This window comes from Streptomyces sp. WM4235, from assembly GCF_001279725.1.
Classification (GTDB): Bacteria; Actinomycetota; Actinomycetes; order Streptomycetales; family Streptomycetaceae; genus Streptomyces.
Genome location: NZ_LGDE01000337.1, coordinates 127648 through 154589 on the forward strand (window position 1 = coordinate 127648; position 26942 = coordinate 154589).

Annotated in this window: 25 protein-coding genes; 13 read left to right on the plus strand and 12 right to left on the minus strand. The window is 73.5% G+C overall.

Annotated features, from left to right (window positions below; translation table 11 throughout):
* Positions 1 to 142 precede the first annotated feature (142 nt).
* Positions 143 to 1450, plus strand: coding sequence for a sensor histidine kinase (locus tag ADK55_RS21625; RefSeq protein WP_234350190.1), 1308 nt, complete (start codon positions 143 to 145; stop codon positions 1448 to 1450).
* The gene (locus tag ADK55_RS21630) at positions 1447 to 2067 is read left to right on the plus strand and encodes a response regulator (RefSeq protein WP_053681157.1); all 621 of its coding nucleotides are present in this window, start codon (positions 1447 to 1449) and stop codon (positions 2065 to 2067) included. The genes ADK55_RS21625 and ADK55_RS21630 overlap by 4 nt, the downstream gene beginning before the upstream one ends.
* Positions 2068 to 2591: 524 nt before the next feature.
* On the opposite strand, the gene ADK55_RS21635 is transcribed toward ADK55_RS21630, so the two are convergent.
* A complete protein-coding gene (locus ADK55_RS21635; protein WP_053681238.1) occupies positions 2592 to 3266 on the minus strand; it encodes a pyridoxine/pyridoxamine 5'-phosphate oxidase in 675 nt (224 codons plus the stop codon).
* A gap of 105 nt (positions 3267 to 3371) precedes the next feature.
* Here ADK55_RS21635 and ADK55_RS21640 point away from each other — a divergent pair, with 105 nt between their 5' ends.
* Positions 3372 to 3905, plus strand: a complete 534-nt coding sequence (locus tag ADK55_RS21640) for a hypothetical protein (RefSeq protein WP_053681160.1) — start codon at positions 3372 to 3374, stop codon at positions 3903 to 3905.
* A 4-nt stretch (positions 3906 to 3909) separates the two neighbouring features.
* Here the strand turns inward: ADK55_RS21640 and ADK55_RS21645 are convergent, their stop codons facing one another.
* The gene (locus ADK55_RS21645; protein WP_053681162.1) at positions 3910 to 5115 is read right to left on the minus strand and encodes a thiolase C-terminal domain-containing protein; all 1206 of its coding nucleotides are present in this window, start codon (positions 5113 to 5115) and stop codon (positions 3910 to 3912) included.
* 136 nt (positions 5116 to 5251) lie between these two features.
* On the opposite strand from ADK55_RS21645, the gene ADK55_RS21650 reads away from it, so the two are divergent.
* The 3 genes from ADK55_RS21650 (at position 5252) to ADK55_RS21660 (ending at position 7336) form a co-directional block, all read left to right on the plus strand.
* A complete protein-coding gene (locus tag ADK55_RS21650; protein ID WP_053681163.1) occupies positions 5252 to 5494 on the plus strand; it encodes a hypothetical protein in 243 nt (80 codons plus the stop codon).
* A gap of 103 nt (positions 5495 to 5597) precedes the next feature.
* Positions 5598 to 6860, plus strand: a complete 1263-nt coding sequence (locus ADK55_RS21655) for an acyl-CoA dehydrogenase family protein (protein ID WP_053681166.1) — start codon at positions 5598 to 5600, stop codon at positions 6858 to 6860.
* Positions 6860 to 7336 (plus strand): nitroreductase family deazaflavin-dependent oxidoreductase, encoded by a 477-nt coding sequence (locus tag ADK55_RS21660; protein ID WP_053681168.1) that lies wholly within the window; start codon positions 6860 to 6862, stop codon positions 7334 to 7336. The genes ADK55_RS21655 and ADK55_RS21660 overlap by 1 nt, the downstream gene beginning before the upstream one ends.
* Before the next feature lie 195 nt (positions 7337 to 7531).
* Here the strand turns inward: ADK55_RS21660 and ADK55_RS21665 are convergent, their stop codons facing one another.
* Positions 7532 to 8179: a TetR family transcriptional regulator gene (locus tag ADK55_RS21665; RefSeq protein WP_053681170.1), complete on the minus strand. Its 648-nt coding sequence runs from the start codon at positions 8177 to 8179 to the stop codon at positions 7532 to 7534.
* A 418-nt stretch (positions 8180 to 8597) separates the two neighbouring features.
* On the opposite strand from ADK55_RS21665, the gene ADK55_RS21670 reads away from it, so the two are divergent.
* The 3 genes from ADK55_RS21670 to ADK55_RS21680 all read left to right on the plus strand — a co-directional run bounded on the left by ADK55_RS21670 (position 8598) and on the right by ADK55_RS21680 (position 12617).
* The gene (locus ADK55_RS21670) at positions 8598 to 9410 is read left to right on the plus strand and encodes a VOC family protein (protein ID WP_053681172.1); all 813 of its coding nucleotides are present in this window, start codon (positions 8598 to 8600) and stop codon (positions 9408 to 9410) included.
* Positions 9411 to 9633: 223 nt separating this feature from the next.
* Positions 9634 to 12066 (plus strand): PQQ-binding-like beta-propeller repeat protein, encoded by a 2433-nt coding sequence (locus ADK55_RS21675; protein WP_199826593.1) that lies wholly within the window; start codon positions 9634 to 9636, stop codon positions 12064 to 12066.
* A gap of 56 nt (positions 12067 to 12122) precedes the next feature.
* On the plus strand, positions 12123 to 12617 hold the full coding sequence (locus ADK55_RS21680; RefSeq protein WP_053681176.1) for a peptidylprolyl isomerase: 495 nt from the start codon (positions 12123 to 12125) through the stop codon (positions 12615 to 12617).
* Positions 12618 to 12721: 104 nt separating this feature from the next.
* Here the strand turns inward: ADK55_RS21680 and ADK55_RS21685 are convergent, their stop codons facing one another.
* Positions 12722 to 13564, minus strand: coding sequence for an NAD(P)H-binding protein (locus tag ADK55_RS21685; protein WP_053681178.1), 843 nt, complete (start codon positions 13562 to 13564; stop codon positions 12722 to 12724).
* 101 nt (positions 13565 to 13665) lie between these two features.
* Between ADK55_RS21685 and ADK55_RS21690 the strand changes: the two genes are divergently transcribed.
* Positions 13666 to 14169: a MarR family winged helix-turn-helix transcriptional regulator gene (locus ADK55_RS21690; RefSeq protein WP_053681180.1), complete on the plus strand. Its 504-nt coding sequence runs from the start codon at positions 13666 to 13668 to the stop codon at positions 14167 to 14169.
* Positions 14170 to 14196: 27 nt separating this feature from the next.
* Here ADK55_RS21690 and ADK55_RS21695 read toward each other — a convergent pair whose 3' ends face one another.
* Together ADK55_RS21695 and ADK55_RS21700 are read right to left on the minus strand one after the other, a co-directional pair.
* Positions 14197 to 14856 carry a hypothetical protein gene (locus ADK55_RS21695; RefSeq protein WP_053681182.1) on the minus strand — a complete coding sequence of 220 codons (660 nt, stop codon included), beginning with the start codon at positions 14854 to 14856 and terminating at the stop codon, positions 14197 to 14199.
* A gap of 147 nt (positions 14857 to 15003) precedes the next feature.
* A complete protein-coding gene (locus tag ADK55_RS21700) occupies positions 15004 to 15447 on the minus strand; it encodes an SRPBCC domain-containing protein (protein ID WP_053681184.1) in 444 nt (147 codons plus the stop codon).
* A 277-nt stretch (positions 15448 to 15724) separates the two neighbouring features.
* On the opposite strand from ADK55_RS21700, the gene ADK55_RS21705 reads away from it, so the two are divergent.
* Positions 15725 to 16342, plus strand: a complete 618-nt coding sequence (locus ADK55_RS21705; RefSeq protein ID WP_053681186.1) for a hypothetical protein — start codon at positions 15725 to 15727, stop codon at positions 16340 to 16342.
* A gap of 96 nt (positions 16343 to 16438) precedes the next feature.
* On the opposite strand, the gene ADK55_RS21710 is transcribed toward ADK55_RS21705, so the two are convergent.
* Genes ADK55_RS21710 through ADK55_RS21720 form a run of 3 tightly spaced genes read right to left on the minus strand, consistent with a single transcriptional unit; the run spans position 16439 to position 18902 of the window.
* Positions 16439 to 17215: an enoyl-CoA hydratase/isomerase family protein gene (locus ADK55_RS21710; RefSeq protein ID WP_053681188.1), complete on the minus strand. Its 777-nt coding sequence runs from the start codon at positions 17213 to 17215 to the stop codon at positions 16439 to 16441.
* Positions 17212 to 17745 (minus strand): Zn-ribbon domain-containing OB-fold protein, encoded by a 534-nt coding sequence (locus ADK55_RS21715; protein ID WP_385261175.1) that lies wholly within the window; start codon positions 17743 to 17745, stop codon positions 17212 to 17214. The genes ADK55_RS21710 and ADK55_RS21715 overlap by 4 nt, the downstream gene beginning before the upstream one ends.
* Before the next feature lie 5 nt (positions 17746 to 17750).
* A complete protein-coding gene (locus ADK55_RS21720) occupies positions 17751 to 18902 on the minus strand; it encodes a lipid-transfer protein (protein ID WP_053681191.1) in 1152 nt (383 codons plus the stop codon).
* Between the two features lie 93 nt (positions 18903 to 18995).
* On the opposite strand from ADK55_RS21720, the gene ADK55_RS21725 reads away from it, so the two are divergent.
* Positions 18996 to 20717 carry a FadD3 family acyl-CoA ligase gene (locus tag ADK55_RS21725; protein WP_078999235.1) on the plus strand — a complete coding sequence of 574 codons (1722 nt, stop codon included), beginning with the start codon at positions 18996 to 18998 and terminating at the stop codon, positions 20715 to 20717.
* Positions 20718 to 20745: 28 nt separating this feature from the next.
* Here ADK55_RS21725 and ADK55_RS21730 read toward each other — a convergent pair whose 3' ends face one another.
* The 3 genes from ADK55_RS21730 to ADK55_RS21740 form a co-directional block, all read right to left on the minus strand.
* On the minus strand, positions 20746 to 21492 hold the full coding sequence (locus tag ADK55_RS21730; RefSeq protein WP_053681193.1) for a class I SAM-dependent methyltransferase: 747 nt from the start codon (positions 21490 to 21492) through the stop codon (positions 20746 to 20748).
* Between the two features lie 221 nt (positions 21493 to 21713).
* Positions 21714 to 21905, minus strand: a complete 192-nt coding sequence (locus ADK55_RS21735; RefSeq protein ID WP_053681195.1) for a hypothetical protein — start codon at positions 21903 to 21905, stop codon at positions 21714 to 21716.
* A 173-nt stretch (positions 21906 to 22078) separates the two neighbouring features.
* The gene (locus tag ADK55_RS21740) at positions 22079 to 25201 is read right to left on the minus strand and encodes an AfsR/SARP family transcriptional regulator (RefSeq protein WP_053681197.1); all 3123 of its coding nucleotides are present in this window, start codon (positions 25199 to 25201) and stop codon (positions 22079 to 22081) included.
* A 143-nt stretch (positions 25202 to 25344) separates the two neighbouring features.
* Between ADK55_RS21740 and ADK55_RS21745 the strand changes: the two genes are divergently transcribed.
* On the plus strand, positions 25345 to 26565 hold the full coding sequence (locus tag ADK55_RS21745; protein WP_053681199.1) for an amidohydrolase family protein: 1221 nt from the start codon (positions 25345 to 25347) through the stop codon (positions 26563 to 26565).
* The last annotated feature ends 377 nt before the right edge of the window (positions 26566 to 26942 follow it).

Sequence of the window (26942 nt, forward strand, 5' to 3'; positions counted from 1 at the left end):
ACGGCCGGCGCACCGGATGACCCGGGGGTCGACCGATCGGTCGATGCGCGCCGGGTGCGCGGGCGGATTGGCTGGTCAGAGCGCGCCCGCGATCGGCGCGCGCACCGGCGGCTCCGTTCGAAGGCCTCGCCGACGCGTCAGGATGGACGTACGCACCACCCCACCCCAGGAGCACCCCGTGAGCCACGCACCGCCGCGGAAACCCGACACCCGCGCCCTGGCCACCGTCATGCACACGGCGTTCTTCCTGCTCCTCGGCGCATCCGTGGCCCGCTTCCTGCTCCGGCACCCCGGCGAGCCCCGCACCCCGTGGATCATCGCGCTCAGCATCGTCCTCGCCCTGCTGTACGTCCTGGGCCCCGCCCTCGGCGCCGCACCCACCCTGCGCAGGCTCCTGTGGCTCGGCCTGGTGGTGGCCACCTGGGTGGTCCTCGTCGTCCTCGCGCCGAGCTTCGCGTGGTGCGCCGTACCGCTCTTCTACACGGGACTGCGCACCCTGCCGCCCCGCGCGGCCGTCGTGCTCGTGGCCCTGCTCACCGTGTTCGTGGTGGCCGCCCAGCTGAAGCTGTCCCAGGACTTCGACCCGAACCTGCTGCTCGCCCCGCCCGCGGTCGCCGCGCTCGCCACGGCCGTCTTCGTCCACACCGAACGCCAGGCCGAGGCCCAGCGCGTCCTGATCGACGACCTGATCCGCACCCGCCGGGAACTCGCCGCCACCGAGCGCCGCGAGGGCACCCTCGCGGAACGCCAGCGACTGTCGATGGAGATCCACGACACCCTGGCCCAGCACCTGTCGAGCCAGCAGATGCTACTCCAGGCCGCCGACCGCACCTGGGACAGCGACCCCGGCACCGCCCGCGCGCACGTCCGTACCGCCACCGACATCGCCGCGCGCGGCCTCGCCGAGGCCCGCCGGCTGGTCCACGACCTGGCCCCGCCGGAACTCGCGGGCGGCGCCGGCCTCGCCGACGCCCTGCGCGCCCTCGACGCGGGCCCCGACATCGAGGTCCGCTTCCACCTGGAGGGCACCCCGACCCCCCTCCCGGACCGGGCCGAATCCGCCCTCCTGCGGATCGCCCAAGGCGCGCTGGCCAACGTCCGCGAACACTCCGGCGCCCGAACCGCCGCCCTCACCCTGAGCTTCCTGGGTGACCAGGTGGTCCTGGACATCGCGGACGACGGCCACGGCTTCAGGCAATCCCCGCAGGCCGCCGCCCAGGGCGGATCCGCCCCGGGCGGGGCCCTACCTGGCGTGGCCGGTCCCGGTCTCCCCGGAGGGACCGTCCCCGGAGGGCCCGTCCCCGGCGGGCCCGTACCCGGCCACCGCGGCCACGGACTCCCGGCCATACGCGCCCGCGTCAGCCAGCTCGGCGGCGACCTCACCGTCGAATCCACCCCGGGCGAGGGCACGGTCCTCTCCGCCTCGATCCCCCTGGAGCCCACCGGATGACCACGATCCTGCTCTGCGACGACCACGTGGTGGTCCGCGCCGGCCTGCTCGCCCTGCTGGGCAGCGAACCCGACATCGAGGTGCTCGGCGAAGCCGGCAGCGGCGAGGAAGCCGTCGCACTGGCCGCCAAACTCCGCCCCGACGTGGTCCTGATGGACCTCCAACTCGGCGAGGGCATCGACGGCGTCGAAGCCACCCGCCGCATCACGGCGCTCACCGACCCGCCGCACGTGCTGGTACTCACCACCTACGACACCGACGCCGACATCACCCGGGCCATCGGGGCGGGCGCCACCGGCTACCTCCTCAAGGCGGAACGCCCCGAGGAACTCTTCGCCGCGATCCACTCCGCGGCGGCCGGCCGCACCACGCTCTCCGCGCCGGTGGCCAGCCGGGTGATGGCCCACATGCGGGGCACCCGGCCCACCCTGACGGACCGTGAACTGGACATCCTGGGCCAACTGGCCCGCGGCCTCGGCAACCGGGACATCGCCCGGGCCCTGTTCATCAGCGAAGCCACGGTCAAGACCCACCTGGGCCGCATCTACGACAAGCTCGGCGTGGACACGCGCGCGGGGGCGGTGTCGGTGGCGAAGGAACAGCGCCTGCTGCCGTGAGGACCGCTCGCGGTCGATTACCACCGGCCCCGGCCGCGGTGCCCGGCTGCGCCGGGTGGTTGGTGGTCCGGCCGGTTGCCGCCGGCCCCGGCTGCGGGGCCCGGCTGCGCCGGGTGGTGGTTGCGGCCGGTTGCCGCCGGCCCCGGCTGCGCCGGGCGCCTCAAGCGCCGGCGAGGCTGGGGGGTGGGGGTCAGGCCACCCTCCCGGTACGGGGGCCGCCCAATCCAGCCCCGCCGGCGCTTGAGGCGCAGGGGTACGGGCCCACCCTCCCGGTCCGGGCCGCCCAATCCAGCCCCGCCGGCGTTTGAGGCGCGGGGGTGCGGGCCCGCCCTCCCGGTGCGGTCCGGTCCATCCAGCCTCGCCGGCGTTTGAGGCGCGGGGTGTGGGCCCACCCTCCCGGTGCGGGCCGGCCAATCCAGCCTCGCCGGCGTTTGAGGCGCGGGGTGGAGCCCCGTGAAGCCCGGCGGAACCGGGTCCGCTTCGTGCAATGGCGTCGCCGCCGTTCGCGGCGCGCGGCGGGTCCGTCAGGGCCAGAGGAGGGTTCGGGTCCAGGGGCCGGCGGGGGTGCGGCGGTAGTGGAGGCGGGTGTGGCGGCGGGCCGCGTCGCCCTGGAAGAACTCGGCTTCCGTCGCGTCGAGCACGTACCGCGTCCACGTCGGTGCCACCGCGTCCGGCTCGGCTCCCGCGCGCTCCCACGCCGCCGCCGAGGCCTCGGCCAGGTCCGTGAGGGAGGGCAGGACCTCGCTCTGGTGTCCCGTCAGGGCGGCGGCGAGCGCGCCGCGGGACCTGACCGCGAGGTCCGCTCGGCTTTCCTCGGGTCCGCACGCCGTGACCCGGCCGCGGAGGCGGATCTGCCGGCCGACCGCGGGCCAGTAGAAGCCGAGGGCGGCTTCGGGTCGGGCCGCGAGTTGTCGCCCCTTCTCGCTGGTGGCGTGCGAGGCGAAGTGCCAGCCGCGCTCGTCGGCGTCGTGCAGCATCAGCGTGCGTACGTCGGGGCGCCCTTCGGCGTCGACCGTGGCCAGGGTCATCGTGTGCGGTTCGAGCTGTCCGGCCTTGGCGGCGTCGACGAGCCACTCCCGGAAGAGGGGGAGCGGGTCGGTCGGTGCCGTGTCCGGGTCGAAGCCGGGCAGCCGGGTGTCCCACACGCGCAGGGAGTGGAGGGTGGCGTGGAAGTCGGCGTCGCTCGTCTCACTGGTCATGACGCCATCGAACACCATCGCACCAATGAGGGGATTGTCCTCACGCGGGCGAACTGCCGTTCATATGATGCGTCTGTTTCGGACGGATACCGGTGGGGGTTGGGCATGCGCGGAATCAAGGGCAGGGGCGTCAGACGGGCGCTGGTGGCGGTGCTGGTGGCCGGGGTGGCCGTGGCGTGCGGGCCGGCCGAGACGGGTGGGCCGGCCGGTTCGCCGTCGGTGATCCGGTCGACGGCTCCGGTGGCGCCGACCTCCGCGCCGCCGAAGGCCGCGCCGACCGCGGCTTCGTCGCTGTCGGCGGCGGTGACCCCGACGCCCACCCGGGTGGTGCTGCCCAAGGCGACCCCGGCCGCCGGGACGCCCGACGCGAAGGCGCCGACCGGGTCCGCGGTCGAGGTGCCGACGAAGGCCCCGGCCAAGGCGCCGACGAGGGTTCCGAGCAAGGCCCCGACGAAGGCCCCGACGAAGGCGCCGCCGGAGCCCGCGGCGGCGGACTGCGAGATCGTCTCCAACGCGGGGAACTGCTACAACGCCGGTCAGTTCTGCCGCAAGGTCGACGTGGGGCGGTCCACCCACGCGGGCAACGGCCGGCTCATCCACTGCCGGCAGGACGGCAAGCAGCCGCGCTGGCAGTACTGAGGTCTCAACCCCGGCCCAGGATGACCGTCCCCGAGGAGCAGAACCAGCCGCCCGTGCCCGAGGCGAGGGCCACCTCGGGGAGCCGGCCGCCCGCCTTGGTGACCTGGCCGGCGCCGGCCTCGCCGCGGAGTTGGCGTACGGCCTCGACCAGCAGGAAGAGGCCGCGCATGCCGGGGTGGCAGGCCGACAGTCCGCCGCCGTCGGTGTTGACGGGGAGTTCCCCGTCGCGCAGCAGTCGGCCCTTCTCGACGAACGCTCCGCCCTCGCCCTTCGCGCAGAAGCCGAGGTCCTCCAGGGTCACGAGGGTCATGTACGTGAAAGCGTCGTAGATCTCGGCGAGATCGACGTCCGCCGGGGTCAGTCCGGCGCGCTCGAAGGCCCGGCGGCCGGAGACGGCGGCCGGGGAGACGGTGAAGTCCTCCCATTCCGACATGGTGGTGTGGGAGACCGAGGCACCGGCGCCCAGGATCCAGACCGGGGCCTTGGCGGTGTCCGGTACGAGGTCCTCGGCGACCAGCAGCACCGCGCAGCCGCCGTCGGAGCGGATGCAGCAGTGCAGTTTGGTGAACGGGTCCGCGATCATGTCGGAGGAGAGGACCTCGTCCACGGTGAGCGGGGTGCGGAACATCGCGTCCGGGTTGGTGGCGGCGTTCGACCGGGCCTGTACGGCCACCGACGCGAGCTGTTCCAGGGTCGTGCCGTACTCGTGCATGTGGCGGCGGGCGGCCATCGCGTACTTGGCGACGAGCGTGTGTCCGTACGGGACCTCGAACTGGAGGGGCCCGCGTGCGCCGAAGGAGAGGTTCGCGGTGCGCCTGCGGGCCTTGATGTCGGCGCGGGCGGTGGATCCGTAGACCAGCAGGACGGCCCGGGCGTGGCCGGCGGCGATGGCGTCGGCCGCGTGGGCGGCCATCACCTCCCAGGTCGAGCCGCCGACCGAGGTGGAGTCCACCCAGGTGGGGCGCAGTCCCAGGTACTCGGCGACCTCGATCGGGGCCAGGGTGCCGAGGCCGGCGGAGGCGAAGCCGTCGATGACGGACCGGTCGAGTCCGGAGTCGGCGAGGGCCCGGCGGGCGGCCTGCGCGTGCAGGGCGTAGGGGGTGGGGCCGTCCACCCGGCCGCAGTCCGAGAGGGCGACGCCGGCGACCGCGACCCGGCGGCGCGGCGTGGGGGCGGTGGGGGTTCGGGGCGGTCCAGACAGTCCAGGCATGGGGCGACGGTATATCTGACGCTGCGTCAGACGCTAGTGGGGGTAAGGGGGGTTGGCTCGACTGTTCTCTTTCGTCGCGACCGTTCGCACCGGAAGTTCGACGCGGGCGCCGTGCCCCGGCTCGTACGGTCGCCCCATGACCTCCTCGCCTTCCGCCGACCACCCGCTCAAGGCGGTGGCGGCCCTGCTCGGCGGTGTCCTGCTCGTCGGCGGCGTCAGCTCCCTGCTGCACGAGTGGTTCGGCTTCATCCGCTTCCTGGGCTTCCTGCGGTTCCTCGTCCCCGACGGTCACGAGATCCTCGGCGGCGTCGTCATGGCCTGCCTGGGCTGCGCACTCCTCGCGGTCGCCGAACTCCTCGGCGGGCGGGGTCGCCGCTGACCGCCCCGTCGCGGGTCGTCGAACCCCCCTCGCCCGCCCCCTGTGCATCTGGCTCCCGCCGCCCTAACATGACGGCCCGTCAGATACGGGGAGGAGCCCGACGATGGATGCCGCCTTCACCGCGGAGCAGCACGAGATGCGCCGCACCCTGCGCGAAATCCTGGGCAAACGCTGCGGCCCGGACGAGGTCAGGGCCGCCGTCCGCACCACCGCCGGACACGACCGTGAACTGTGGCGACAGCTCGCCCGGCAACTCGGCCTGCCGGGCATCGCCATCACCGAGGAGTACGGCGGCGTCGGCTGCGCCCCGGCCGACCTCGCCCTCGCCTGCGAGGAGACCGGCCGGGTCCTGCTGCCCTCGCCGCTGCTCGCCACCGCCGTACTCGCCGCGCCGCTGATCACCGCCCTCGGGACGGAGGCCCAGCGCGCCGCGCTGCTGCCCCCGCTCGCCGCCGGCGGGTTGACCGCCGCGCTCGCCGTACCCGGGCCCGCCCTGGCCACGGCCCTCGCGCTGACCGGCGACAACGTGCCGGGTGAGTGGGCCGGCGGCGGACGCGCCGGTGGGGTGCAGGCCACGTCGGGGGAGGACGGCTGGCGGCTCTACGGGGAGGTCCCCCAGGTGCTGGACGGCCACAGCGCCGGGCTGCTCCTGGTCGCCGCGCACACCGGCGGCTTCGCCCGCAGCCGGACCCTGCTGTTCCTCGTACGGGAGGACGCGCCCGGACTCGTACGGGCCCGGCAGTCCACCCTGGACGAGACCAGGGCCCAGGGCCGGATCCAACTGCGCGACGTACCGGCCGAATTGCTCGGGGACGGGCAGGGGGACGTACCGGCGGCCCTCGCCGCCACCGGGCGCACCGCGGCCGGGGTGCTGGCCGCCGAGGCGGTGGGTGCGGCGGATCAGGCGCTGGCCCGCACCGTGGACCACGTACGGCAGCGCGAACAGTTCGGCCGCGCCATCGGGTCCTTCCAGGCGGTCAAACACCGCCTCGCGGACCTCTACGTACAGGTGCAGGCGGCCCGCTCCGCCGCCTACTACGCCGCCTGGGACCCCGACCAGGGGGGCCTTGCCCTCGCGCAGGCGCTGGAGGCGCTGCGGATCACCTCGGGCGAGGCGATCCAACTGCACGGAGGCATCGGATTCACCTGGGAACACGACGCGCACCTCTACTTCAAGCGGGCCGCGGCCGACGAGCTGCTCTTCGGCCCGGTGCACCGGCTGCGGGCACACGCCGCCCGGCGGGCGGGCCTGTTCGGCCCGCCTGTCCCGTCCGCCGTCCCGTCCACGACCGCGAACACGAACACGTCGACGACCGCGAACACGTCCACGACCACGACCACGACCACGGAGAGGATGGCCGTCTGATGGCTCCCGTCGGCGTCAGGCTGATGCAGAAGGTCTCCTCGACCATGCTGTTCGCCAAGATCGCACCACACGTCATCCCGGCCATGGACAAGGCCGTGCACAGGCTGACCCGCGGCAAGGTCATCCTGAGCGCGCAGATGCTGCCCGGCGTGATCCTCACCGCCAAGGGAGCCAGGTCCGGCCTGCCGCGCACCACACCGCTCGCCTGCATGCCGGAGGACGACGGCGCGAGCTGGCTGCTGATCGGCTCCAACTTCGGCCGCCCGGGACATCCCGCCTGGACCGGGAACCTGCTCAAACACCCGGACGCGGACGTGAGTTGGCGCGGTCGGGACATCGCCGTACGGGCCCGGCTGTTGCAGGGCGAGGAACGTGCGGCGGCGTGGCAGGCGGCGCTGAGGTTCTGGCCGCCGTACGCGACGTACCAGGCGCGCATCGAGCGCGAGATCCGGCTGTTCCGCCTGGAGCGTCGCTGATCGCGGCGGAGGTCCGGGTGAAGCACGGCGGGGAGCCGGTGGAGCGCCGGCGCGAAGCCGGGGGCCCGGCGCGAAGCCGGGGGTGAACCGACGGGGTCGGGGGTGGGCGCCGGCGGGGACCGGCGGGTGGTGGGGGCTGCGGGAGCGGGCCCGGGCGGCGGACCAGGACCCCTGGCGGGGGCCCGGGGTCCGCCGCTACTTGGTCGGCTTCTTGCCGGTGATGCCGAGGTGGACGAGCAGCGCCAGGTTCGGCTTGAGCTCGGCCTGCTTGACGCCCCAGGTCTGGAAGCCCTTCTGGTGCGAGGCGACCGCGGCCAGCATCGCGACCAGCGAACCGGCCATCGCCGCCGGGCTGAGGTCCTTGTCGACCTTGCCCTTGGCCTGGAGTTCCTTCATCGACTCCGTGAGGGAGTTCGTGACGGAGTTCAGGATCTTCATGCGGATCTTGTAGAACCGCTTGTCGCCCTCGGCCGCGCCGAGGTCGACGACCCGGAGGATCGCGTCGTTGCGTCGCCAGAACTCCAGGAACCCTTCGACGAGTTCCTCGGCCGCCGCCCAGCCGGCCTTGCCGACCCAGTTGCGACCTTCGACGAGCGCCGTCAACTGCGCGCCCTCCGTGGCCATTTGTTCGGCGATCTCCAGGACGGCGCCCTCGACGTCCGGGAAATACTGGTAGAAGGTCGCGGGGGAGGTTCCGGCCTTGCGGGCGACGTCGATCACCTTGACGTCGCGGTACGGCGAGGAGCTGAGCATCTCGCTGAGGCAGTCGAGCAGCTTCTGCCGCGTCGCCTGGCCGCGCCGGCCGGCGACACGCCCGTCGACGGTGCGTACTTGTCCTGTCATGCCGTCAGCTTACCGAGGGGTGATCGGGGCGCTATTCGGCCGCCTGCAAATGGGGTTACGAGGCCGCCGGCCTGCACGGGAGCAGCTGCGGGTCGGCTCCCCGACCGGGCCCGCGGGGCGGGTTCCGCGCCCCGCGGGCGAAGGTTCGAGCCGGCGGTTTCCGGCCGGCGCGCACCACCGGCGTCACTGCCGTGCCCCGCCCGTGCCCCGCCCCCGCTCGCGACCCGCCCCCGCCCCCGCTCGCGACCCGCCCACGCCCGTGTTCGGGGCCCGCCCAGGCCCGCATCCGGGACCCCGTGCGTATCGTGACGTATCCCCCGAATAGTCTTGTCAACAGGCTGTGGACAAGTTTTCGGACACATCATGGCTGGGAGGTACGGAGGGTACACACCCCCGCACAACGGAAGGAACCGGGCTGATGGCCGCATTCGCGGAAGGCTCCCCCTGCTGGGTGGACGCCTCGCTTCCGGACGTCGAGGCGGGCAAGCGCTTCTACGGTGAGCTCTTCGGATGGTCCTTCGGCGACAGTGCGGGCGCCCAGTACGGCCACTACACGCAGGCCTACGCCCGGGGCCACAACGTGGCCGCCCTCGCCCCCAAGCCCGACGGCCGCATGCCCACCGTCTGGGGCGTCTACCTGTACACCTCCGACGCCTACGCCTGCGCCGCCCGCATCCGGGCCGCCGGCGGCCAGATGGTGATGGACCCCCAGCCCGTCGGCCCGTACGGCACCGCCGCCATGGCGGCCGACCCCGGCGGGGCCGTCTTCGGGCTGTGGCAGCCCGGCACCCACCACGGCTTCGAAGCGCAGCAACAGCCCTACAGCTACTGCTGGTCGGAGGTCTACACCCGGGCCCGCGACGCCGTGGACGTCTTCTACGACAGGGTCTTCGGCTACGTCGCCGAGGACCAGGACGACCCGGAGACCGGCATCGAGTACCGCGTCTGGTCCCCGCCCGGCAACCGGGCCGGATCCGAGACCGCCGTGCTGGGGCGCAGCCTGATCACCGCCGCCTTCCCGGAGATCATGCCCGCGCACTTCCTCGTCTACTTCGCCGTCCCCGACTGCGACCAGACCGTCGCCACCGTGCAGCGTCTCGGTGGCCGGGTCACCGCCGATCCCTTCGACACGCCGTACGGTCGGATCGCCGTCGTCGCGGACAACCAGGGGGCCGTCTTCGGCCTGCTCTCGGAGCCCCGGACCAAAGCCGCTCCCGAAAGCCACGCCTGACCCGGGGCCGGACCCGGCGCGGGCCTGACAGAATCGAGTCTTGCGCGACGTCCGGCACCGCCGGGGTGAGACGCTGCACGGGTGCGGTGGGGCGAACCCCCGTACGCGGGACCCGCATGTGGGACCCGCACGGCAGGCCCTGCGCGGAATCGACCGCCGTGCCGTTGTGCGTGCTGGTGGAAGCGGGTCCGGCGTGGGCCCGTACGGGGAGGTGTGGAGGCGAGTGGTGGAGCAGCTGACGCAGCACGACCCGAGACGGATCGGCCCCTTCGAGGTGCTGGGACGGCTCGGCGCCGGCGGCATGGGGCTGGTCTATCTCGCGCGGTCGGCGTCCGGACGTCGGGTCGCGATCAAGACGGTGCGGACCGAACTCGCCGAGGACCAGTTGTTCCGGGTGCGCTTCACCCGCGAGGTGGAGGCGGCGCGCGCCGTCTCCGGCTTCTACACCGCCGCCGTCGTCGACGCCGACCCGCGGGCGGCGGTGCCCTGGCTGGCCACCGCGTACGTTCCGGCGCCCTCGCTGGAGGAGATCGTCAACGAGTGCGGGCCCATGCCCGCCCAGGCCGTGCGGTGGCTCGCGGCGGGCATCGCCGAGGCCCTGCAGTCCATCCACGGCGCCGGACTCGTCCACCGCGACCTGAAGCCGTCGAACGTGCTCGTCGTCGAGGACGGCCCGCGCGTCATCGACTTCGGCATCGCCAGCGGGGTCTCCAACACCCGCCTGACCATGACGAACGTCGCCGTGGGCACCCCCGCCTACATGTCGCCGGAGCAGGCCAAGGACTCCCGCAGCGTCAAGGGCGCCAGCGACGTGTTCTCGCTCGGCTCCACGCTGGTCTTCGCCGCGACCGGTCACCCGCCCTACCACGGCGCGAACCCCGTCGAGACGGTGTTCATGCTGCTGCGCGAGGGTCCGAACCTCGAAGGGCTCCCCGACGAGCTGCGGCCCCTCATCGAGTCCTGCATGCAGATGGAGGCCGGTCGGCGCCCCAGTCCCGCCGACCTCCAGGCGCAACTGGCCCCGCACCTCTTCGACGGCGACGACGACAGCGGTACCGCCTCGGCGTGGCTCCCGGGGCGCGCCGTCGCGATGATCGAGGCCCGCCGCGCGGGCCTGCGCACGGCGGCCGTCCCGTCCGGTCGGTCCGCACCCGGTCGCCCCGCGCCGGGCCGTCCCGCCTCCGGGGGCGGCCAGGGGCCGGCCTCCGGCCCCTCCACGCACCGCCGGCAGCGCGGCGCCGACCCCTGGGCGGACCCGCGGACCGGCCAGGCCGCCCCGCCGCGCCCGCACCACCCGCCGCAGCCGGGCCTGGTGCCCTCCGGCGATCCCGTGCGGCTCGGCGCCTCGCCGGTGCCGATCGGGCCCGGGCCGCGTGCCACGGCCGCCGCGTCCTCCGCGATGGTGGCCGACACGGCGACCGGCTGGATCCGGCCGCCCGGCGGGGGCACCGCCTCGGCGGTGGAGGCCGTGCCGGCCGTGACCGGCGCGCCCGCCGTCCCGAGCCCCGGCCCGTCCCCGGACAGCGGCCGCTGGCGCCCGTGGCGCTTCCGCATGTCCAACGAGGTCTGGGGCACCCCGACCGTCGCGGGCGATCTGCTGTACGTCACCTCCTTCGAGGTGCACGCCCTGGACGTCGGCAGTGGCCGCAGGCAGTTCAAGACCCGCGACGTCGCCTGGTCGATGGCCGTCTCCGACGGCCGTATCCACGCCTCCGACGGGCCCTCCCTGTACGCGCTGGACTCCTCCGACGGCTCCGAGCGGTGGCGGCTGGCCACCGATGCCTGGGTGTACGCGCTGCGCGCCGACCGGGGCACCGTCATCACCGCCACCCGCGGTGGCGGCGTGCAGGGCTGGGAGGCCTCCAACGGTCAGAAGCTGTGGGAGCTGACCGGCGCCCAGTCCGACTTCGAGACGCCCGAGGCGGCTCCCGTCCTGCACGAGGGCACCGTCTACGTGTGGCAGGACGCCCGGCTGCGCGCCCTGGACGCCCGCAGCGGCCTGGAGGCCTGGTCGTATCCCGTCGGAGACGCCGCCGCGTGCGGCAACGTCCCCGTACGCGTCACGCCGGCCCCCGACGGCAACGTCTACGTCGCCGCCGGCACCCGCGTGCTGTCCGTGGACCGGGCCTCCGGCCGGGTCCGCTGGCACTTCGAGGCCCCGGCGGTGTTCCTGGCGGCCCCGGCGTTCGCGCCGGGCGCGGCCGTGACCGGCGGCGGGGTCTACCTCGTCGACTACCTGGGCACCGTGTACGCCCTCGACGCGGTCACCGGCAAGGACCGCTGGCGCATCGCCACCGAGCCCCGGCAGTCGGCGGACCCGGTGGTCGTGGCCAACGGCAACGTCCACCTGGGGTCGGGCAGCGCCCTGTACACGCTCGACGCGGTCACCGGCACCCCGAAGTGGCGGTTCGCGGCGGGCGGCGAGATCACCGGCCTGCCGGCGGTCGCGGACGGCCGGGTGCACTTCGGCTCGGCGGACCACTGCCTCTACACCCTGGACGCGGCGGGCGGTCAGCTCCGCTGGAAGCTGGCGACGGGCGGGGAGATCACCGGGGCTCCGGTGGCGGAGGCGGGGGTGGTCTACGCGTGCAGCAAGGACCGCTGCGTGTACGCCCTGGACGCGGCGAAGGGCACGGGTACCCGTACCGGCACGTGACGGCGCCGCGGCCCCGCCGATTCGCGTACCGCACCGGGAGTGACAGGATGGACCCCATGAGCAACGTTTACTTCGACATCAACATCAACGGCGAGGCCGCCGGCCGCATCGTCTTCAACCTCTTCGACGAGGTCGTTCCGAAGACGGCGCAGAACTTCCGCGAGCTGGCCACCGGCCAGCACGGCTTCGGCTACGCGGGTTCGCCGTTCCACCGCGTCATCCCCCAGTTCATGCTGCAGGGTGGTGACTTCACCAACCAGAACGGCACGGGCGGCAAGAGCATCTACGGCGAGAAGTTCGCCGACGAGAACTTCGACCTGAAGCACGACCGCCCGTTCCTGCTGTCGATGGCGAACGCCGGCCGCAACACCAACGGCTCGCAGTTCTTCATCACCACCGTCGTCACCCCGTGGCTCGACGGCAAGCACGTCGTCTTCGGCGAGGTCGTCGAGGGTTCGGACCTGGTCCAGAAGATCGAGTCCCTCGGTTCCCAGTCGGGCGCCACCCGCGCCAAGATCGAGATCGCCGCCTCGGGCGTCGTCGAGAAGTGATCTGACCCACCCGCGTTCGCGCCGGACGGCCCCGCCCCCTTCGGGGGGACCGGGGCCGCCGCCATGTCCGGCCCGTTACCCCCGCCGGTGGGTTGGTGGGGTGGTCAGTGGTCGGTGAAGGCGGCGGCGTTCTCGCGGGCCCACCGGGCGAAGGTGCGGGCGGGGGTGCCGAGCAGGGTCTCGGTAGTGTCGGCGAGGGCGACCGGGGTGACGGTGGCGGCGGCCCACAGGTCGAGCAGGGAGGCGACCACGGGGGCCGGCATGTATCGGCCCATCTCCCGCTCGGCCTCCGCGCGGGTGATCTCCTCCACGGGGATGTCCCGGCCGAGGACGTCGGAGAGGACGGCGAGCTGCTCGCGGAACGTCAGCGACCGGGGCCCGGTCAGGGTGATCGCGCGGCCGGCGAGGTCGTCGCCGGTGAGGGCGCGGACCGCGATGTCGGCGATGTCGTCGGGGTGGATGGGGGCGAGGGCGGCGTCGGGGTGGGCGAGCCGGACGGGCTGCCGCCGGCCGATGGGGTACGCCCAGCCCAGCGCGTTGCCGGCGAAGGCGTCCGGGCGCAGCAGCGTCACGGTGAACGGGGCGTCCGCCAGGGCGCGTTCGACCCGAAGGCTGTGCGAGGCGAGCGGATCGGTGTCGGCGTCGGGCGCGAGGACCGAGGCGGAGGACAGCAGGACGACGTGCTCCACCCCGGCGGATCCGGCCGCCTCGACCAGGTCGTGGATGCCGTCGGGCTCGGGGTAGAGGAACACGCGGCGGATGCCGGCGAGTGCGGCGGCGAAGGTCTCGGGGCGATTCAGGGCCAGTTCGACGGTGTCGACGCCGGCCGGGACGGCCAGTTCGGCGGGTCGGGCGCTGGCGGCGCGGACGGCGGTGCCGGCCGCGTGGAGGCGGTCGACGACCGCCCGCCCGATCCTGCCGCGGGCTCCGGTGACGAGGACGGTCATGGGAGGTCTCCATTCATGGTTGCGTACATATGCATGCTTGCACGCACGTAATTTCACGTCAACACATATGTGGTCGGTGCCATGAATGTACGATGCGGCACATGACGACGAACGAGCCGAACGAGCCGAAGACGGCCGACGAGCTGTTGGACGCCGTGGGCCCGGCCTTCTCCAAGCTGCGCCGCACCTCACTGCTGGAGGTCGAGAACCCCATCTCGGCGAAGGACCTCAGCCGCACGCTGGTGCTCAACCACGTCATGGAGGCCACCCGGGACCCGGAGCAGGAGATCACCGTCGGAGGGGTCGCCGAACTCCTCGCGGTGGATCCCTCGGTCGCGAGCCGGATGGTCACCGACAACATCAAGGCGGGCTACCTGGTCCGCGGCGCCTCCCAGCAGGACGGCCGCCGCAGCGTGCTCCACCTCAGCCCGGCCGGGCGCGAACTCATGGAACGCTTCCGTCGCCATCAGCGCTCGGCCTTCGAGTACATCACCGCCGACTGGCCGGAAGGCGAACGCCTGGACTTCGCCCGCCTCATGCTCAAGTACGTCGACTCCCTGGACGACCTGCGCCAACGCGGCCCGGCGGCCGACGCACCGCACTGACCCGACCCGACGCGCCGAACCGACGGACTACGGCTGCTCCCGCGTCGGGGGCGGCCGGTGCCACGGCTCGGTCGCCGGCGGGTACGAGGCGTCCGGAGGGTACGACCCGCCCTGCGGGTACGGGTCGCCCTGCGGGTGGGAGGCGGGCGGGGGGTACGGGTCGCCCTGCGGGTACGAGGTGTTCGGCGGGTACGAGGTGTTCGGCGGGTACGAGGTGTTCGGCGGGTACGGGGCGTCCGTGGCGGGGAGGTCCCGCGGCCGGCGGCGCGCGGGGCGGCCGCGCATCACGAACGCCGCGAGGATGAGCAGCGCGCCGCCCCCGAAGGCGTTGGCGACCCCGTCGCCGAGGCCCCCGCCGTCACCGCCGACCGAGAGGCTGCCCGCGGCCTGCCCCTGGCGGACCATCCACAGCACGGCGAAGCCGATGACGACCACGCCCGCGAGGGCCATCAGAAGCCGTGAGCGCAGCAGGATCGCGGTGAGGGTGAGGAGCGCGGCGAGGACGAACGGCATCACGAACGAGGCGAGCAGCGCGCCCCTGGCGTCGGTCACGCCGGCCGACGAGAAGAGGTCCGCGAGGCGGTAGTCGCGCCCGTGCCGGCCCTCGTACCAGACGCGGAAGGGGCTCCACACGGCGACCGTCGCCCCGATCAGGCCCAGCAGGGAGCCGAGTACGTTGCGGATCAATGCCCGGCCCTCCGAGGTAGCGGTCCTGGTCGGTCGTGATCCCGACGCTACGCCCCCGTCCCCCGACCCCGCACGCCGGACGGGGCGGGCGGGGGCGGGGGCGGGGGAGGGTCGGGCGCCGGCGGGGCGCCCGACGGGTGGGGCGGCTCAGGGGGTGGTGGGCGCGGCTTCGACGCGGGCGCGCAGGGCCTCGTTCATCGCCGCGAAGTCCCGGGCGTTCCTCGTCAGGAGCCTGCCGAGGAAGGGGGCCAGCAGCCCGCGGACGCGTTCGCCGTGCTCCAGCCGGGTGGTGCGGCCCGGACCCTCGGCCAGGTGGAAGAAGTGCTCGGTGTCGAGGAGGCCGGGGACGAGGGTCCGGCGGACCCAGCGCAGTTCGGCGGCGGGCCGGGCCGCCACGACCCTCGGTCGCAGGGTGACCGGGTCGCCGGCCTCCGGGTGCGTCCGCAGGGTCAGTCGCCCGCCCGGGACCGGCTCGCCGTAAGCCTCGCGGATGTACGGGTTCCACGTGCAGTGGCGGGGCAGGTCGGACAGCGTCGCCCAGACCTCTTCCGGTGTCGCGTCGATGGTGATGGTGGTGGAGATGGTGCGCACTGGTGCGGTGCTCCTCGTGGTGGTCGGTGTGCACCGAAGGGACGCGGGGGTGTGCGGTTCCGCCACCGGGTTCGGTCGTCGGGATGGAACCACGGATTCCGTCCGCCGTGGCCGGCGGCCCGGGGATCTTCGCCGGCGGCGGAGAGAGCGGAATCAATTGTTCCGGTCATGGGTGGACGAATGCCGATACGTCCGGCCGGCCCGTCGCTTCGACCCCGCCCACCGGCCCGTACGGCTGGTAGCGTGACGCGCCGTTGCCCAGGGGAGGGGTCAGGCCATGGTGGCTGGACGTCGTGTCAGGTTCATCGCCGTCCTCGTGGGGGTGGTGCTCGCGCTCACCGGTTTCTCCTCGCACGGCGGGTCGAGCGGCAAGAGCAAGAGCAAGAGCGGTGGCGGAGGCTGCTCCAGCTCCAAGAGCGGCTCCAAGAAGAAGTCCTACAGCGGGAGCAACAGCAACAGCAGCAGCAGCGGTGGAAGCGGCAGCGGGAACTCGACGTCCTCGCCCACCCCGACCGCCGCCGGCGCCCGCGCGGAACTCGTCACCTGCGCCGCTCCGGGCCGGCCCGAGGCCACGCTCAAGGTCACTTCCGTGTCGGGCGTCGAGGGCACCTTCTCGGTGTCCGTGGTCTTCGAGGGCGCGAACGGGCGGGTCGACTCCGGCTCCGCCGAGGTGCGGCTGAAAGCCGGCGAGAGCCGCGCCGTGGACGTGCCGATGACGTTCCCGGACCGTGTCGCCGACGTCCTGCGGTGCGTGGTCGGGCGGGTCGAGACCGTCTCGTCCTCGACCGCCCGCCCGTCGTCGACCCCGAGCAGGAGCTCCGGCGGCACCTCGGGGTCCACGTCCACGAGCAGGCCCAAGACCACGACCAAACCGAAGCCGCGGTCCAACCGCTGAGGCTGGGCCACCGCACCCGGCCGCCGCGACCGGCCCCGGCGCGACCGCCCGCCGGCACGCCGCCCGTCGGGCCGGTGACCGGTCGCCGCCGCGCGGTCAGCGCACCCGCGGTCGCGGTGCCGATCGCCGGTCGGTGAACAGGGCCGCCTGTCGCTCCGGCGGCAGGTTGCCCAGGGTGATCAGCGCCGGCGCCTGGTCCAGGGCCTGGTGCAGCGCGGCCCGTTTCGCCGACCAGAGCGCGCGCACGGTGCCCTGTACCGCCTCCGTCGGATGGCCGGCCAGGATCTCGGCCGACCGAAGCGCCGCCGGCAGCAGTTCCTCGGGGGCGGTGACCTCCGAGACGAGGCCGATCTCGTACGCCCGCCGCGCGGAGAGCCGTTCGGCGGTGCCCATCAGCGACATCCGGGCGACCTCGCCGAAGGGCATGCGCTGTGCCATGTACACGGCCTCGTAGGCGCTGACCATCCCGTAGCTGGTGTGCGGGTCGAAGTACGTCGCCGTCGACGAGGAGACGATGAACTCCGACTCGCCCAGCAGGTAGAACGCGCCGCCGCACGCCATGCCGTTGACGGCGGCGACCACCGGCTTCCACAGGTCGGCCGCCTTGGGGCCGATGGCGATCAGCGGATCGTCCATCGCGTACGGGGACGCGGGCTGCGGCACCTCCACGGACCGGTCGACGCCGGTACAGAAGGCCGCGCCGCCCGCGCCCGTGAGCACCACCGCCCGCACGTCCTCGTCGAAGCGGAACTCCCGCCATGTGGACGTCAGTTCGGCGGCCGTGGCCAGGTCGACGGCGTTGTGCCGGTGCTCCCGGTCCAGGGTGACGACCGCGACCCCGGTCGCCTTGTCCCGCTCCACCCGCACGGTCACGACTTCTCCAGGACCCAGCGCGGCACGGCGATCCCGCCGGTCTCGGTGAACACGACCTGGACCCGCGCCCCGATCCGCAGCCGGGCCGGGTCCACCGAGTCCAGTGGGGCGTCGGCCGAGGTCACGAGGTTGCCGGCCAGTCGGATGTGCGGGGCGTCGGCGAGCTCGACGAGGATCACGTTGTACGGGGCCTGCGCGGCGTAGGCGGGCAGCAGGGGCGGGTGCGGCCGGACGTAGGACCAGATGCGGCCCCGGCCGTTGGTCGGCCGCCACTCGGAGGCGAAGGACCGGCAGTGCGGGCAGCACGGGCGCGGCGGGAAGCGGAGTCTGCCGCAGTCGGAGCAGGCCTGGACGCGCAGTTCGCCCCGGGCGGCGTACTCCCAGAAGGGGGCGCCGTCCTCGTCCGGCACGGGCAGGAGGAGCGCGTCGGTACCGGGAACGGCCGCGCCCGGAGCCGAGGCGGAGGCAGGCGTCGCGGGCGGGGTCGACGCGGCAGGGGGCGTCGCGGAAGGGGTCACGGCGGCGGTCACGGGGATCAGCTCCTCAGCAGGATCGCGGACGTCGGGACACCCTCGCCCGCCGTCACCAGGCAGGTCGCGGCGTCCGGCACCTGGGCGGTGGAGACGCCGCGCAGTTGCTTCACGCCCTCGTTGATCAGGTTGAAGCCGTGGACGTAGGCCTCGCTCAGTCCGCCGCCTCCGGTGTTGATCGGGAGCCGGCCGCCCATCTCCAGCGCCCCGCCCTCGGTGAACGCGGCTCCCTCGCCGCGCCCGCAGAAGCCGTAGCCCTCCAGGGAGAGCGGGATCAGCGGGGTGAAGGCGTCGTAGATCTGGGCGACGTGCACGTCCTCGGGGCCGAAGTCGGCCTGCTTCCACAGGTGCCGGGCGGCCGTCCAGGCGGGGCCGGAGAGCGGGTCGTCGTTCCAGTAGTTGACCATCCCGTGGTGCTGGGCGGGCAGGCCCTGGGCGACGGAGTGCACGTAGACGGGTCTCTGGCGGCAATCGCGGGCCCGTTCGGCGGAGACGATCACGCAGGCGAGCGCCCCGTCGGTCTCCAGGCAGTTGTCGAAGAGGCAGAGCGGGTCGCTGATCATGCGGGAGGTCATGTACATCTCGCGGGTCAGCGGGCGCTCGTACATCATCGCGGCGGGGTTCTCGTTGGCCCGGTTGCGGCAGGCCATCGCGACGTTGAACAGGTGATCGCGGGTGGCCCCGTACTCGTGCATGTAGCGCCGGGCCAGCATGGCTATCTCATCGGCCGGGCGCAGCAGTCCGAAGGGGCGGGTCCACTGGCCGGGCGTGGGCAGTTGCACGGCGGTGTTCTTCCACGGGCGCGGGCCGGAGCCGCGTTTGCGCGAGCGCCAGGCGACACCGACGGAGGCCTGGCCGGTGGCCACCGCGGCGGCGAGATGGCCGACCGTGGCGCAGGAACCGCCGCCTCCGTAGCCGACCTTGGAGAAGAAGGTGACGTCGCCGGCGCCGATGGCCTTGGCCACCTCCACCTCGTCGGTCTCCTCCATCGTGTACGAGGCGAACGCGTCCACCTCGCCGGGGTCGATGCCCGCGTCCGCGAGCGCCGCGAGGATGGCCCGGCAGGCCAGTTCCTTCTCGGAGCCCGGCAGTCGTTTGGCAAAGGGGGTCTGGCCGATGCCGACTATTGCCGTAGCGTCCTTGAGCGTTGCCGCCATCGCCACCTCCGGGGCTGCACCAGTACTGACAGCCGCGAAGGCTACAGCTAATCTGACGGATAGTCAGCTACTGGGCATCGGGGAGGGCGCACGATGGGCGAACACCGTCGCGACGACGACACCACGCGGGGCGACGCGCGAACCACCGGGCGAGGCACCACGCGGGGCAACGCCAACGACGGCCCTTCCGGCGCCGGCGGGAACGAGGACCCCCGCGGCGACCTGCGCTGGCGCAGCATCCCCGGCCTGGTGCGCGCCGCCGCCGCCCGCCACGCCGACCACGAGGCCGTCGTCGACGGCCGCGTCCGCGTCAGCTACGCCCAGCTGGGAGAGCGGGTCGAACGCGCCGCGGCGGCCTGCGTCGCCGCCGGCGTCGAACCGGGCGACCGGGTCGCCGTCTGGGCGCCCAACACCCTCGACTGGATCGTCTCCGCGCTCGGAGCCGTCTCGGCCGGCGCCGTCCTCGTCCCCCTCAACACCCGTTTCAAGGGCGCCGAGGCCGCGTACGTACTCCGGCGCAGCCGCGCCCGACTCCTCTTCATCACCGGCACCTTCCTCGGCACCTCCTACGTGGCCTCCCTGCGCCGCGCCACCGCCGAGGGCGCCGGCACGGGCCCGCTGCCCGGGCTGCCGCACCTGGAACAGGTCGTCGTCCTCGCCGACGACGCCCCCGAGTCCTTCCGCACCTGGAAGGACTTCCTGGCGGGCGGAGACCGCGTGCCCGCCTCCGTCGTCCGCGAACGCGCCGACGCCATCGCGCCCGACGCCCCCTCCGACATCATCTTCACCTCGGGCACCACCGGCAGCCCCAAGGGCGCCGTCATCACCCACGCCCAGACCCTGCGCTGCTACGAGGTGTGGAGCGAACTCGCCGGGCTGCGCGAGGGCGACCGCTACCTGATCGTGAACCCCTTCTTCCACACCTTCGGCTACAAGGCCGGGATCATCGCCTGCCTGATGCGCGGGGCCACGATGGTGCCCCAGTCCGTCTTCAACATCGACACCGTCCTGGCCAACGTCGCCGCCGAACGGATCTCCGTGCTCCCCGGCCCGCCCACCCTCCACCAATCCCTCCTCGACCACCCCCAACGCGACCACCACGACCTGTCCGCCCTGCGCCTGGTCGTCACGGGCGCCGCCGTGGTCCCGCTGCGGCTCGTCGAACGGCTGCGGGGAGAGCTGCGCATCGGGGTCGTCCTCACCGCGTACGGGCTCTCCGAGGCCGGCGGCATCGTCACCATGTGCCGGCGGGGTGACCCGGCCGAGGTCATCGCCGCCACCTCCGGCCGGGCCATCCCCGACACCGAGGTGCGCGTCGCCGGCCCCGACGGGCTGCCCCGACCGGTCGGGGCAGCCGGCGAGGTGTGGGTCCGCGGCCACCACGTCATGCGGGGCTACTTCGAGGACCCGGTGGAGACGGGCCGCGCCATCACCCCCGAGGGCTGGCTGCGCACCGGTGACGTGGGGGTGCTCGACCGGTCGGGGAACCTGCGCATCACCGACCGGATCAAGGACATGTTCATCGTCGGCGGCTTCAACGCCTACCCCGCCGAGATCGAGCAGCTCCTCGGCCTGCACCCGGACATCGCCGACGTCGCGGTGGTCGGCGTCCCGGACCCGCGCCTCGGCGAGGTGGGCAAGGCGTACGCGGTCCGCCGCCCCGGCTCCACCCTCACCTCCGACGACCTGATCGCCTGGTCCCGGCGGGAGATGGCCAACTACAAGGTGCCGAGAGAGGTGGAGTTCGTCACGGACCTGCCGCGCAACGCGAGCGGCAAGGTACTCAAGACGCGACTGCGCGCGCGCCCCGCCTGAGAAGACCGCCGGTGCCCCCGGCCGGTGATCAGCCGGAGGCCGACGGTCGGCCGGCCGACCGTCGGGCCAGCGCGAGGCGCCAGCGGGGGGCGCCGTCGGGGCGGTACCCGAAGTGTTCCAGCGGGGTCGTCTCCACGGTGAAGCCCGCCGCGCGGAGGTCCGCACGGACCGGACCCCAGGGGAAGGTGCGGTAGTACATGACGAACGGCGGCCGCCACACGGCGTTGCGCACCCGCATCGCCGCGTCGAAGCCGGCCGTCGCCCACCACAGCGGCGAACTCGGCGGCAGCGGGGCCCCGACGGGGAAGGCGAACACCCCGCCGGGACGCAGCGCGTCGTGCACGGCGGCGAAGAGGGCGGGCCGCTCGGCCGGCAGGAAGTGCCCGAACGCCCCGAAACTGACCGCGAGGTCGTACGTGTCCCGGAGCGTGTCGGGCAGGGCCCGCACGTCCGCCCGGAGGAGATCGACCCCCTCGGGGAGGGACCGCGCCGCCTGCGCGAGCATGCCCGCGCTCAGGTCGACCCCCGTCACCCGGCCCCGGCACAGCCGGCGCAGCATCGGCAGCCCCGCCCCGGTGCCGCAGCAGACGTCCAGCCCGGCGTCGAAGGATCCCTCGTGCAGGGCCAGGGTCTCCTCGACGGAGTCGAGGATCCGGTCGGGGGTCCGGAAGGGCGTCCCGTCGAACTTGGGCGCGAGCAGGTCGTAGCCGCGCTCGACGGAGGAGAGGGCCTGTACGGCCAGTTCGCGAAGGCTTGGTCCCTGTGAGGTGAACACGCCCTCAGCCTAATCACCGACGGCGTCGGGCCGCCGTCGCCCGCCCGCGGGGTGGCCCCGACGAGTCCGGACGCGCACGTGCGGCGGCCGCGGTGGTCCCCCCGGGCCACCGCGGCCGCCGTCCCCCGTACGTTCCCCCGAGTCGTTCCCCGTGGGTCCCCCGTACGTTTCCCCCGTGCTGTCCCCGTACGTTTCCCCCGTACGTGTCGTGCTCGCCTCCGCTACGGACGCGGACCGGACGCGTGGTTGTCCAGCGTCACGATCTCCTCGTCCGCGGCCTTGTCTTCCTGCCCGAGCAGCGGCGTACCGCCCGAGGCATGGTTGTCCAGCGGTTTGATCTCGATGCCCGACGCGTGGTTGTCGAGCGGCTTGATGTCGCCTTCCTTGGGAAGAGCGTTCTCGTTCGTCGTCATCGGATCTCCTGATGGATGAGTCGGGCCCGTTCGGCGATTCCCCCGTGGACCGCCGAACGGGTAGTCCTCCAGTCGACCCGCGAGTCCCCCCGACGCGTCGAGTCGATGTACCCATCATGGCCCGCGGCGATAAACGAACGATGAACGTCCCGTTCATCCGGCGAAAGCGCTGGTCAGGCCGCTACCTGCGAGGCCAGCAGGGTGCGTACTTCGGCCAGTTCCGAGGAACCGAGTCGCTCGAAGACCGTTTCGGCGTCCCGCCAGCACACCCGCGCCCGGTCCGTCTGCCCCAACCGCACCAGCGCCTTGCCCAGCACCGTCAGCACCGTGGCCCGCCGCCACTCGCCGCCGATCCCGCGCAGGGCGATGGCCTGCTCGGCGTGCGAGGCCGCCAACGTGGGCCGGCGGGCGGCGAGATGGGCCTCGGCGAGCCGGAAGTGCGTCACGCCCTCCCACAGCGGTTGCCGGTTGTCGTGGAAGAGCGTCAACGCCTCCGCGAGCTGCGCCAGGGCTTCTCCCAGCCGGCCCGCCTGGGTGAGCGCGATGCCCAGCGCGTACCGGCCGTTGGCCAGCCGCAGGGTCAGGCCCATCCGGTCGTAGATGTCGATGCCCTGTTGTGCGAGCTCTATGGCGCTGGTGAGCCGGCCCAGCATCACGTGGATCCGGGAGAGGTTGCACAGGGCACTGGCCTCGCCGACGAAGTTCCCGTCGGCCCGGAAGTTCTCGATGGCCTCCAACAGGAACCGTTCGCCGTCCGCGTGCCGGCCCTCGTACAGGGCGATGATGCCTCGGTCGTTGGGAGCCCAGCAGTTCGGCAGCGGGTCCTCGGCCTCGCGGGCCAGCGCCGTGGCCCGGCTGGCCTCGCCGTCGGCCTCGGCGAACCGGCCCGCGACCAGGTGCACGATGGTGAGCGTGATCCGCGCCCGCCCCTCGGCGTGCGGGTCCCCGGCGGCGTGCGCGGCCTCGCACAGGGCGACGGCGGCCGACTCGTACTGCTTGGAGTTGGCCCCCGACTCGGTGAGGTCCTTGGCCGCCCACAGCAGGTCCACGGAGCGGCGCAGCACGTCGACCAGGCCGCCGCGCCCGGTGGTGCGCACGGAGGCCTGTCGGACGCACGCCAACAGCGGGTCCGCCTCGGCGAACAGCCAGTCCAGTGCGGCGCGCGGCTCGGTGAAGACCAGGCCGGGGTGGTGGGTGGCGGCCATGTGGGCGGGCAGCCGGTCGCCGGGCCGCTCCAGGGCGTACACCCCGGCGGCGGTGGCCAGGTAGAAGTCCAGGAGTCGGTCGAGGGCGGCGTCGCGCCCGCTCGGCGGCTGCTCGTCGCGCTCCGCGCAGGCACGTGCGTAGAGACGGACCAGGTCGTGGAAGCGGTAGCGGCCGGGTGCGGCGGATTCGAGGAGGGAGCAGTCGACTAAAGCCTCCAGGAGGTCCTCGGTGTCGTGCTCGGGCAGGTCGAGCACGGCCGCCGCCGCGGCGAGGGAGATGTCGGGCCCGTCGGCGAGCCCGAGGAGCCGGAACGCCCGCTGCTGGGCCGGCTCCAACTGTCCGTATCCCAGCTCGAAGGTGGCCTTCACGGCGAGGTCCCCGGCCTGGAGTTCGTCGAGGCGGCGACGCTCGTCGGCGAGCTTGGCCGCGAGGACGGACACCGTCCAGGTGCGGCGGGCGGCGAGCCGGGACGCGGCGATGCGGATGGCCAGCGGCAGGAAGCCGCAGGCCCCGACCACGTCGAGGGCGGCCTGCCGTTCGGCGCCGACCCGTTCGGCGCCGACGATCCGGGTGAAGAGCTGGAGCGCCTCCTCCGGGCTCATCACGTCGAGGTCGACGAGGTGGGCGCCGGCGAGGCCCGACATCCGGACCCGGCTGGTGACGAGCGCGGCGCAGCCCGCGGTGCCCGGCAGCAGCGGGCGGACCTGGGCGGCGTCGCGGGCGTTGTCGAGCAGGACCAGGACGCGGCGGCCGTCGAGGGTGGACCGGTACAGCGCGGCCCGTTCGGCGGGGGAGTCGGGGATGGCGGTGTCGGGGGTGCCCAGGGCCCGCAGGAAGGAGCCGAGCACGGCGACGGGCTCGGCCGGTCGCGGTTCGGTGCCCTGGAGGTCCACGTACAACTGGCCGTCGGGGAAGTGCGGGCGGGCGGCGTGCGCGACGTGCACGGCCAGGGTGGTCTTGCCGACGCCGCCGATGCCGGCGAGCGCGGACACGGCCATGACCTGGCCCTCCGCTCCGGACAGGATCTTGCCGAGTTCGGTGACGAACGGGGCGCGGCCGGTGAAGTCCGGTACGGTCGCGGGCAATTGGGCCGGCCTCACAAGGACGGGTGCGGCGGCCGGCGTGGGGTCCTCCGCGAGGGCGAGTTCGGCGTCCGCGGACAGGATCCGGCTCTGGAGGGCGGAGAGTTCGGGCCGGGGGTCGACGCCGAGCTCGTCCGCCAGGAGCCGGCGGGTGTCGGCGTACACGGCGAGGGCCTCGGCCTGCCGGCCGCTGCGGTAGAGGGCGAGCATCAGCAGCTCGCGCAGCCGCTCCCGCAGGGGGTGGGCGGCGGTGAGGGCGGTGAGCTCGGAGACGGCCTCGGCGTGCTGGCCGACCTCCAGATCGAGGTCCAGGCGCGTCTCCAGCAGCTGGAGGCGCCACTCGGCGAGCCGGGTGCGCTCGGTGTCGGCGTGCGGGCCCGGCACCCCGGCGAGGGGTTCCCCGTCCCACAGGTCCAGGGCGCGGGCCAGGAGCGTACGGGCGAGGGCGCGGTCCCCGCCGGCGCGGGCCTTCTCGGCGTCGCCGGCCAGGGCGCGGGCGATGCCCAGGTCCAGGGCTCCGGCGGGGGTGCGGATGGCGTAGCCGCCGGCGTCGGTGACGAGCAACCCGGGGTCGAGGACCTTGCGCAGGCGGGAGGCGTACGTGCGGATGGTGGCGAGGGCCTGCTGCGGGGGGTCCTCGCCCCAGATGGCGTCGATGAGCTCGGGCGCGGTGGCGGTGCGGCCGTCGCGGAGCAGGAGGACGGCGAGCAGGGCCCGCTGCTGGGGGCTGCCGGAGGGCAGCAACTCGGGGCCGCGCCAGGCCCGGATGGGGCCGAGGACGGCGAAGCGGTTCCCGCAGGGGGTGGGTCGGGGCCGGTCGGTGTCCCCTGTGGCGGCCCTCGGGGCGGTGGCGCTCCCGGCGGGCGAGGTCTTCTGGGGGGCGGTCGCGGCGGTGCTCCCGGCGACGGTTCGGGAGGGGGTTTCGGGCGGGGCGTCGACCGCGTCCGTGGTGGTCCGGGCTGCCTCGGGGTGGTTCCGCTGGTGCGGGATGGCCGGTACGCCGTCCATCTGTCGTCCCCCCTGCCTTCCGTCGTTGTAAGGGTCAGTCTGCCCTGTCTTGCACGTACACGTCAGCCCGCGGCGGACTGATCGCTTCCCCGGTGCCGTCCAACTAGCTGACGGTTCGTCAGATCGACGCTACCGTGGTTCACATGGAGACCTTCCCGAAGATCATCTCGGTGGACGACCACACGGTGGAGCCCCCTCATGTCTGGCGGGACCGGCTCCCGTCCAAGTACCACGACGTCGGCCCGCGCGTCGTCCGCGCCCCCCTGAAGGAAATGACCTTCCTGGGCGGCAAGTTCGCCCCCGTCATGGGGGCGAAGGGCGACGACGGCCCGGTGGGCGACTGGTGGGTCTACGAAGACCTGCACCGCCCGCTCACCCGCCTCGACACCGCGGTCGGGTACGACCGCGACGAGATCAAACTGGAAGTCATCACCTACGAGCAGATGCGCCCGGGGTCCTTCGCGGTTCCCGACCGGCTCGCGGACATGGACGTCAACCACGTCCAGTCGGCCCTGTGTTTCCCCACTTTCCCGCGCTTTTGCGGGCAGACCTTCACCGAGGCCAAGGACCGGGAGCTCGGACTGCTCGGCGTCCGCGCCTACAACGACTGGATGGTGGAGGAGTGGTGCGGCCCCGACGCGGCGGGCCGGCTCATCCCCCTCACCCTCGTCCCCCTGTGGGACGCCGGACTCGCCGCGGCCGAGGTCCGCCGCAACGCGGCCCGGGGCGTGCGGGCCGTCGCCTTCTCGGAGATACCGCCCCACCTCGGGCTGCCGTCCATCCACACCGACGACTGGGACCCGTTCCTCCAGGCGTGCGACGAGACCGGCACGGTCATCGCCATGCACATCGGTTCCTCCTCGCGCATGCCCTCCACCTCCGCCGACGCCCCTCCGGCGGTCGGTTCGACCATCACCTTCGCCAACTGCTGCTTCTCGATGGTGGACTGGCTGATGAGCGGCAAGTTCGAACGCTTCCCCAACCTCAAGATCATGTACGCCGAGGGGCAGATCGGCTGGATCCCCTACATCCTGGAGCGCGCGAACGTGGTGTGGGAGGAGAACCGCGGCTGGGGCGGGGTCGCCGACAAGGTGCTGCGCCCGCCGTCGGAACTCTTCGCCGAGCACGTCTTCGGCTGCTTCTTCGACGACGCCTTCGGGCTGCGGAACCTGGACTCCATCGGCGTGGCCAACGTCCTCTACGAGACGGACTACCCGCACTCCGACTCCACCTGGCCCAAGTCCCGGGAGGTCGGCGAGGCCCAGATGGGACACCTCGCCCCCGACGTGGTCGACCGTATCGTCCGCGGAAACGCCATCGACCTGCTGGGCCTCACCCCGGAGGGTCTCTGGCCGGGCGCGTAGACCCGGGCGCCGAAGCCCCACCCGGCCCGCGGCGGCCGGCGGGACGCGACCCCCGGCACGGCGCTCGGCCCCGGACGGAACGCGTCCGGGGGCCGAGCGCCGCGGCGTTCGACGGGTCGGGGCGGGCAAGGGGCTTGATCCGGCGCGACCTTGGCGCACCCCCGCCTTGCGGGCGGGAGCGACGCCAGGGCATGATTCGCCAGAGCAAACCGGGGGAGGACAGCTGTGGTGGACAAGCGGACCGTGGTGACCGTGGTGTTGTGCGCGGTGGCCGCACTGGGGGCATCCGCCGCCATGACAAAGGTGGTGCCGGCCGCAGACCAGGCGGCGGCCACACGGGCGGAGGGTGCTCCCTCGGGGTCGGCGTCACCCAGCCC

Excerpts from the sequence above, each read along its gene's own strand:
- ADK55_RS21625 (WP_234350190.1), top strand. The coding sequence starts at position 143 with ATGGACGTACGCACCACCCCACCCCAGGAGCACCCCGTGAGCCACGCA.
- ADK55_RS21630 (WP_053681157.1), top strand. The coding sequence starts at position 1,447 with ATGACCACGATCCTGCTCTGCGACGACCACGTGGTGGTCCGCGCCGGC.
- ADK55_RS21635 (WP_053681238.1), bottom strand. The coding sequence starts at position 3,266 with ATGACCAGTGAGACGAGCGACGCCGACTTCCACGCCACCCTCCACTCC.
- ADK55_RS21640 (WP_053681160.1), top strand. The coding sequence starts at position 3,372 with ATGCGCGGAATCAAGGGCAGGGGCGTCAGACGGGCGCTGGTGGCGGTG.
- ADK55_RS21645 (WP_053681162.1), bottom strand. The coding sequence starts at position 5,115 with ATGCCTGGACTGTCTGGACCGCCCCGAACCCCCACCGCCCCCACGCCG.
- ADK55_RS21650 (WP_053681163.1), top strand. The coding sequence starts at position 5,252 with ATGACCTCCTCGCCTTCCGCCGACCACCCGCTCAAGGCGGTGGCGGCC.
- ADK55_RS21655 (WP_053681166.1), top strand. The coding sequence starts at position 5,598 with ATGGATGCCGCCTTCACCGCGGAGCAGCACGAGATGCGCCGCACCCTG.
- ADK55_RS21660 (WP_053681168.1), top strand. The coding sequence starts at position 6,860 with ATGGCTCCCGTCGGCGTCAGGCTGATGCAGAAGGTCTCCTCGACCATG.
- ADK55_RS21665 (WP_053681170.1), bottom strand. The coding sequence starts at position 8,179 with ATGACAGGACAAGTACGCACCGTCGACGGGCGTGTCGCCGGCCGGCGC.
- ADK55_RS21670 (WP_053681172.1), top strand. The coding sequence starts at position 8,598 with ATGGCCGCATTCGCGGAAGGCTCCCCCTGCTGGGTGGACGCCTCGCTT.
- ADK55_RS21680 (WP_053681176.1), top strand. The coding sequence starts at position 12,123 with ATGAGCAACGTTTACTTCGACATCAACATCAACGGCGAGGCCGCCGGC.
- ADK55_RS21685 (WP_053681178.1), bottom strand. The coding sequence starts at position 13,564 with ATGACCGTCCTCGTCACCGGAGCCCGCGGCAGGATCGGGCGGGCGGTC.
- ADK55_RS21690 (WP_053681180.1), top strand. The coding sequence starts at position 13,666 with ATGACGACGAACGAGCCGAACGAGCCGAAGACGGCCGACGAGCTGTTG.
- ADK55_RS21705 (WP_053681186.1), top strand. The coding sequence starts at position 15,725 with ATGGTGGCTGGACGTCGTGTCAGGTTCATCGCCGTCCTCGTGGGGGTG.
- ADK55_RS21720 (WP_053681191.1), bottom strand. The coding sequence starts at position 18,902 with ATGGCGGCAACGCTCAAGGACGCTACGGCAATAGTCGGCATCGGCCAG.
- ADK55_RS21725 (WP_078999235.1), top strand. The coding sequence starts at position 18,996 with ATGGGCGAACACCGTCGCGACGACGACACCACGCGGGGCGACGCGCGA.
- ADK55_RS21735 (WP_053681195.1), bottom strand. The coding sequence starts at position 21,905 with ATGACGACGAACGAGAACGCTCTTCCCAAGGAAGGCGACATCAAGCCG.
- ADK55_RS21740 (WP_053681197.1), bottom strand. The coding sequence starts at position 25,201 with ATGGACGGCGTACCGGCCATCCCGCACCAGCGGAACCACCCCGAGGCA.
- ADK55_RS21745 (WP_053681199.1), top strand. The coding sequence starts at position 25,345 with ATGGAGACCTTCCCGAAGATCATCTCGGTGGACGACCACACGGTGGAG.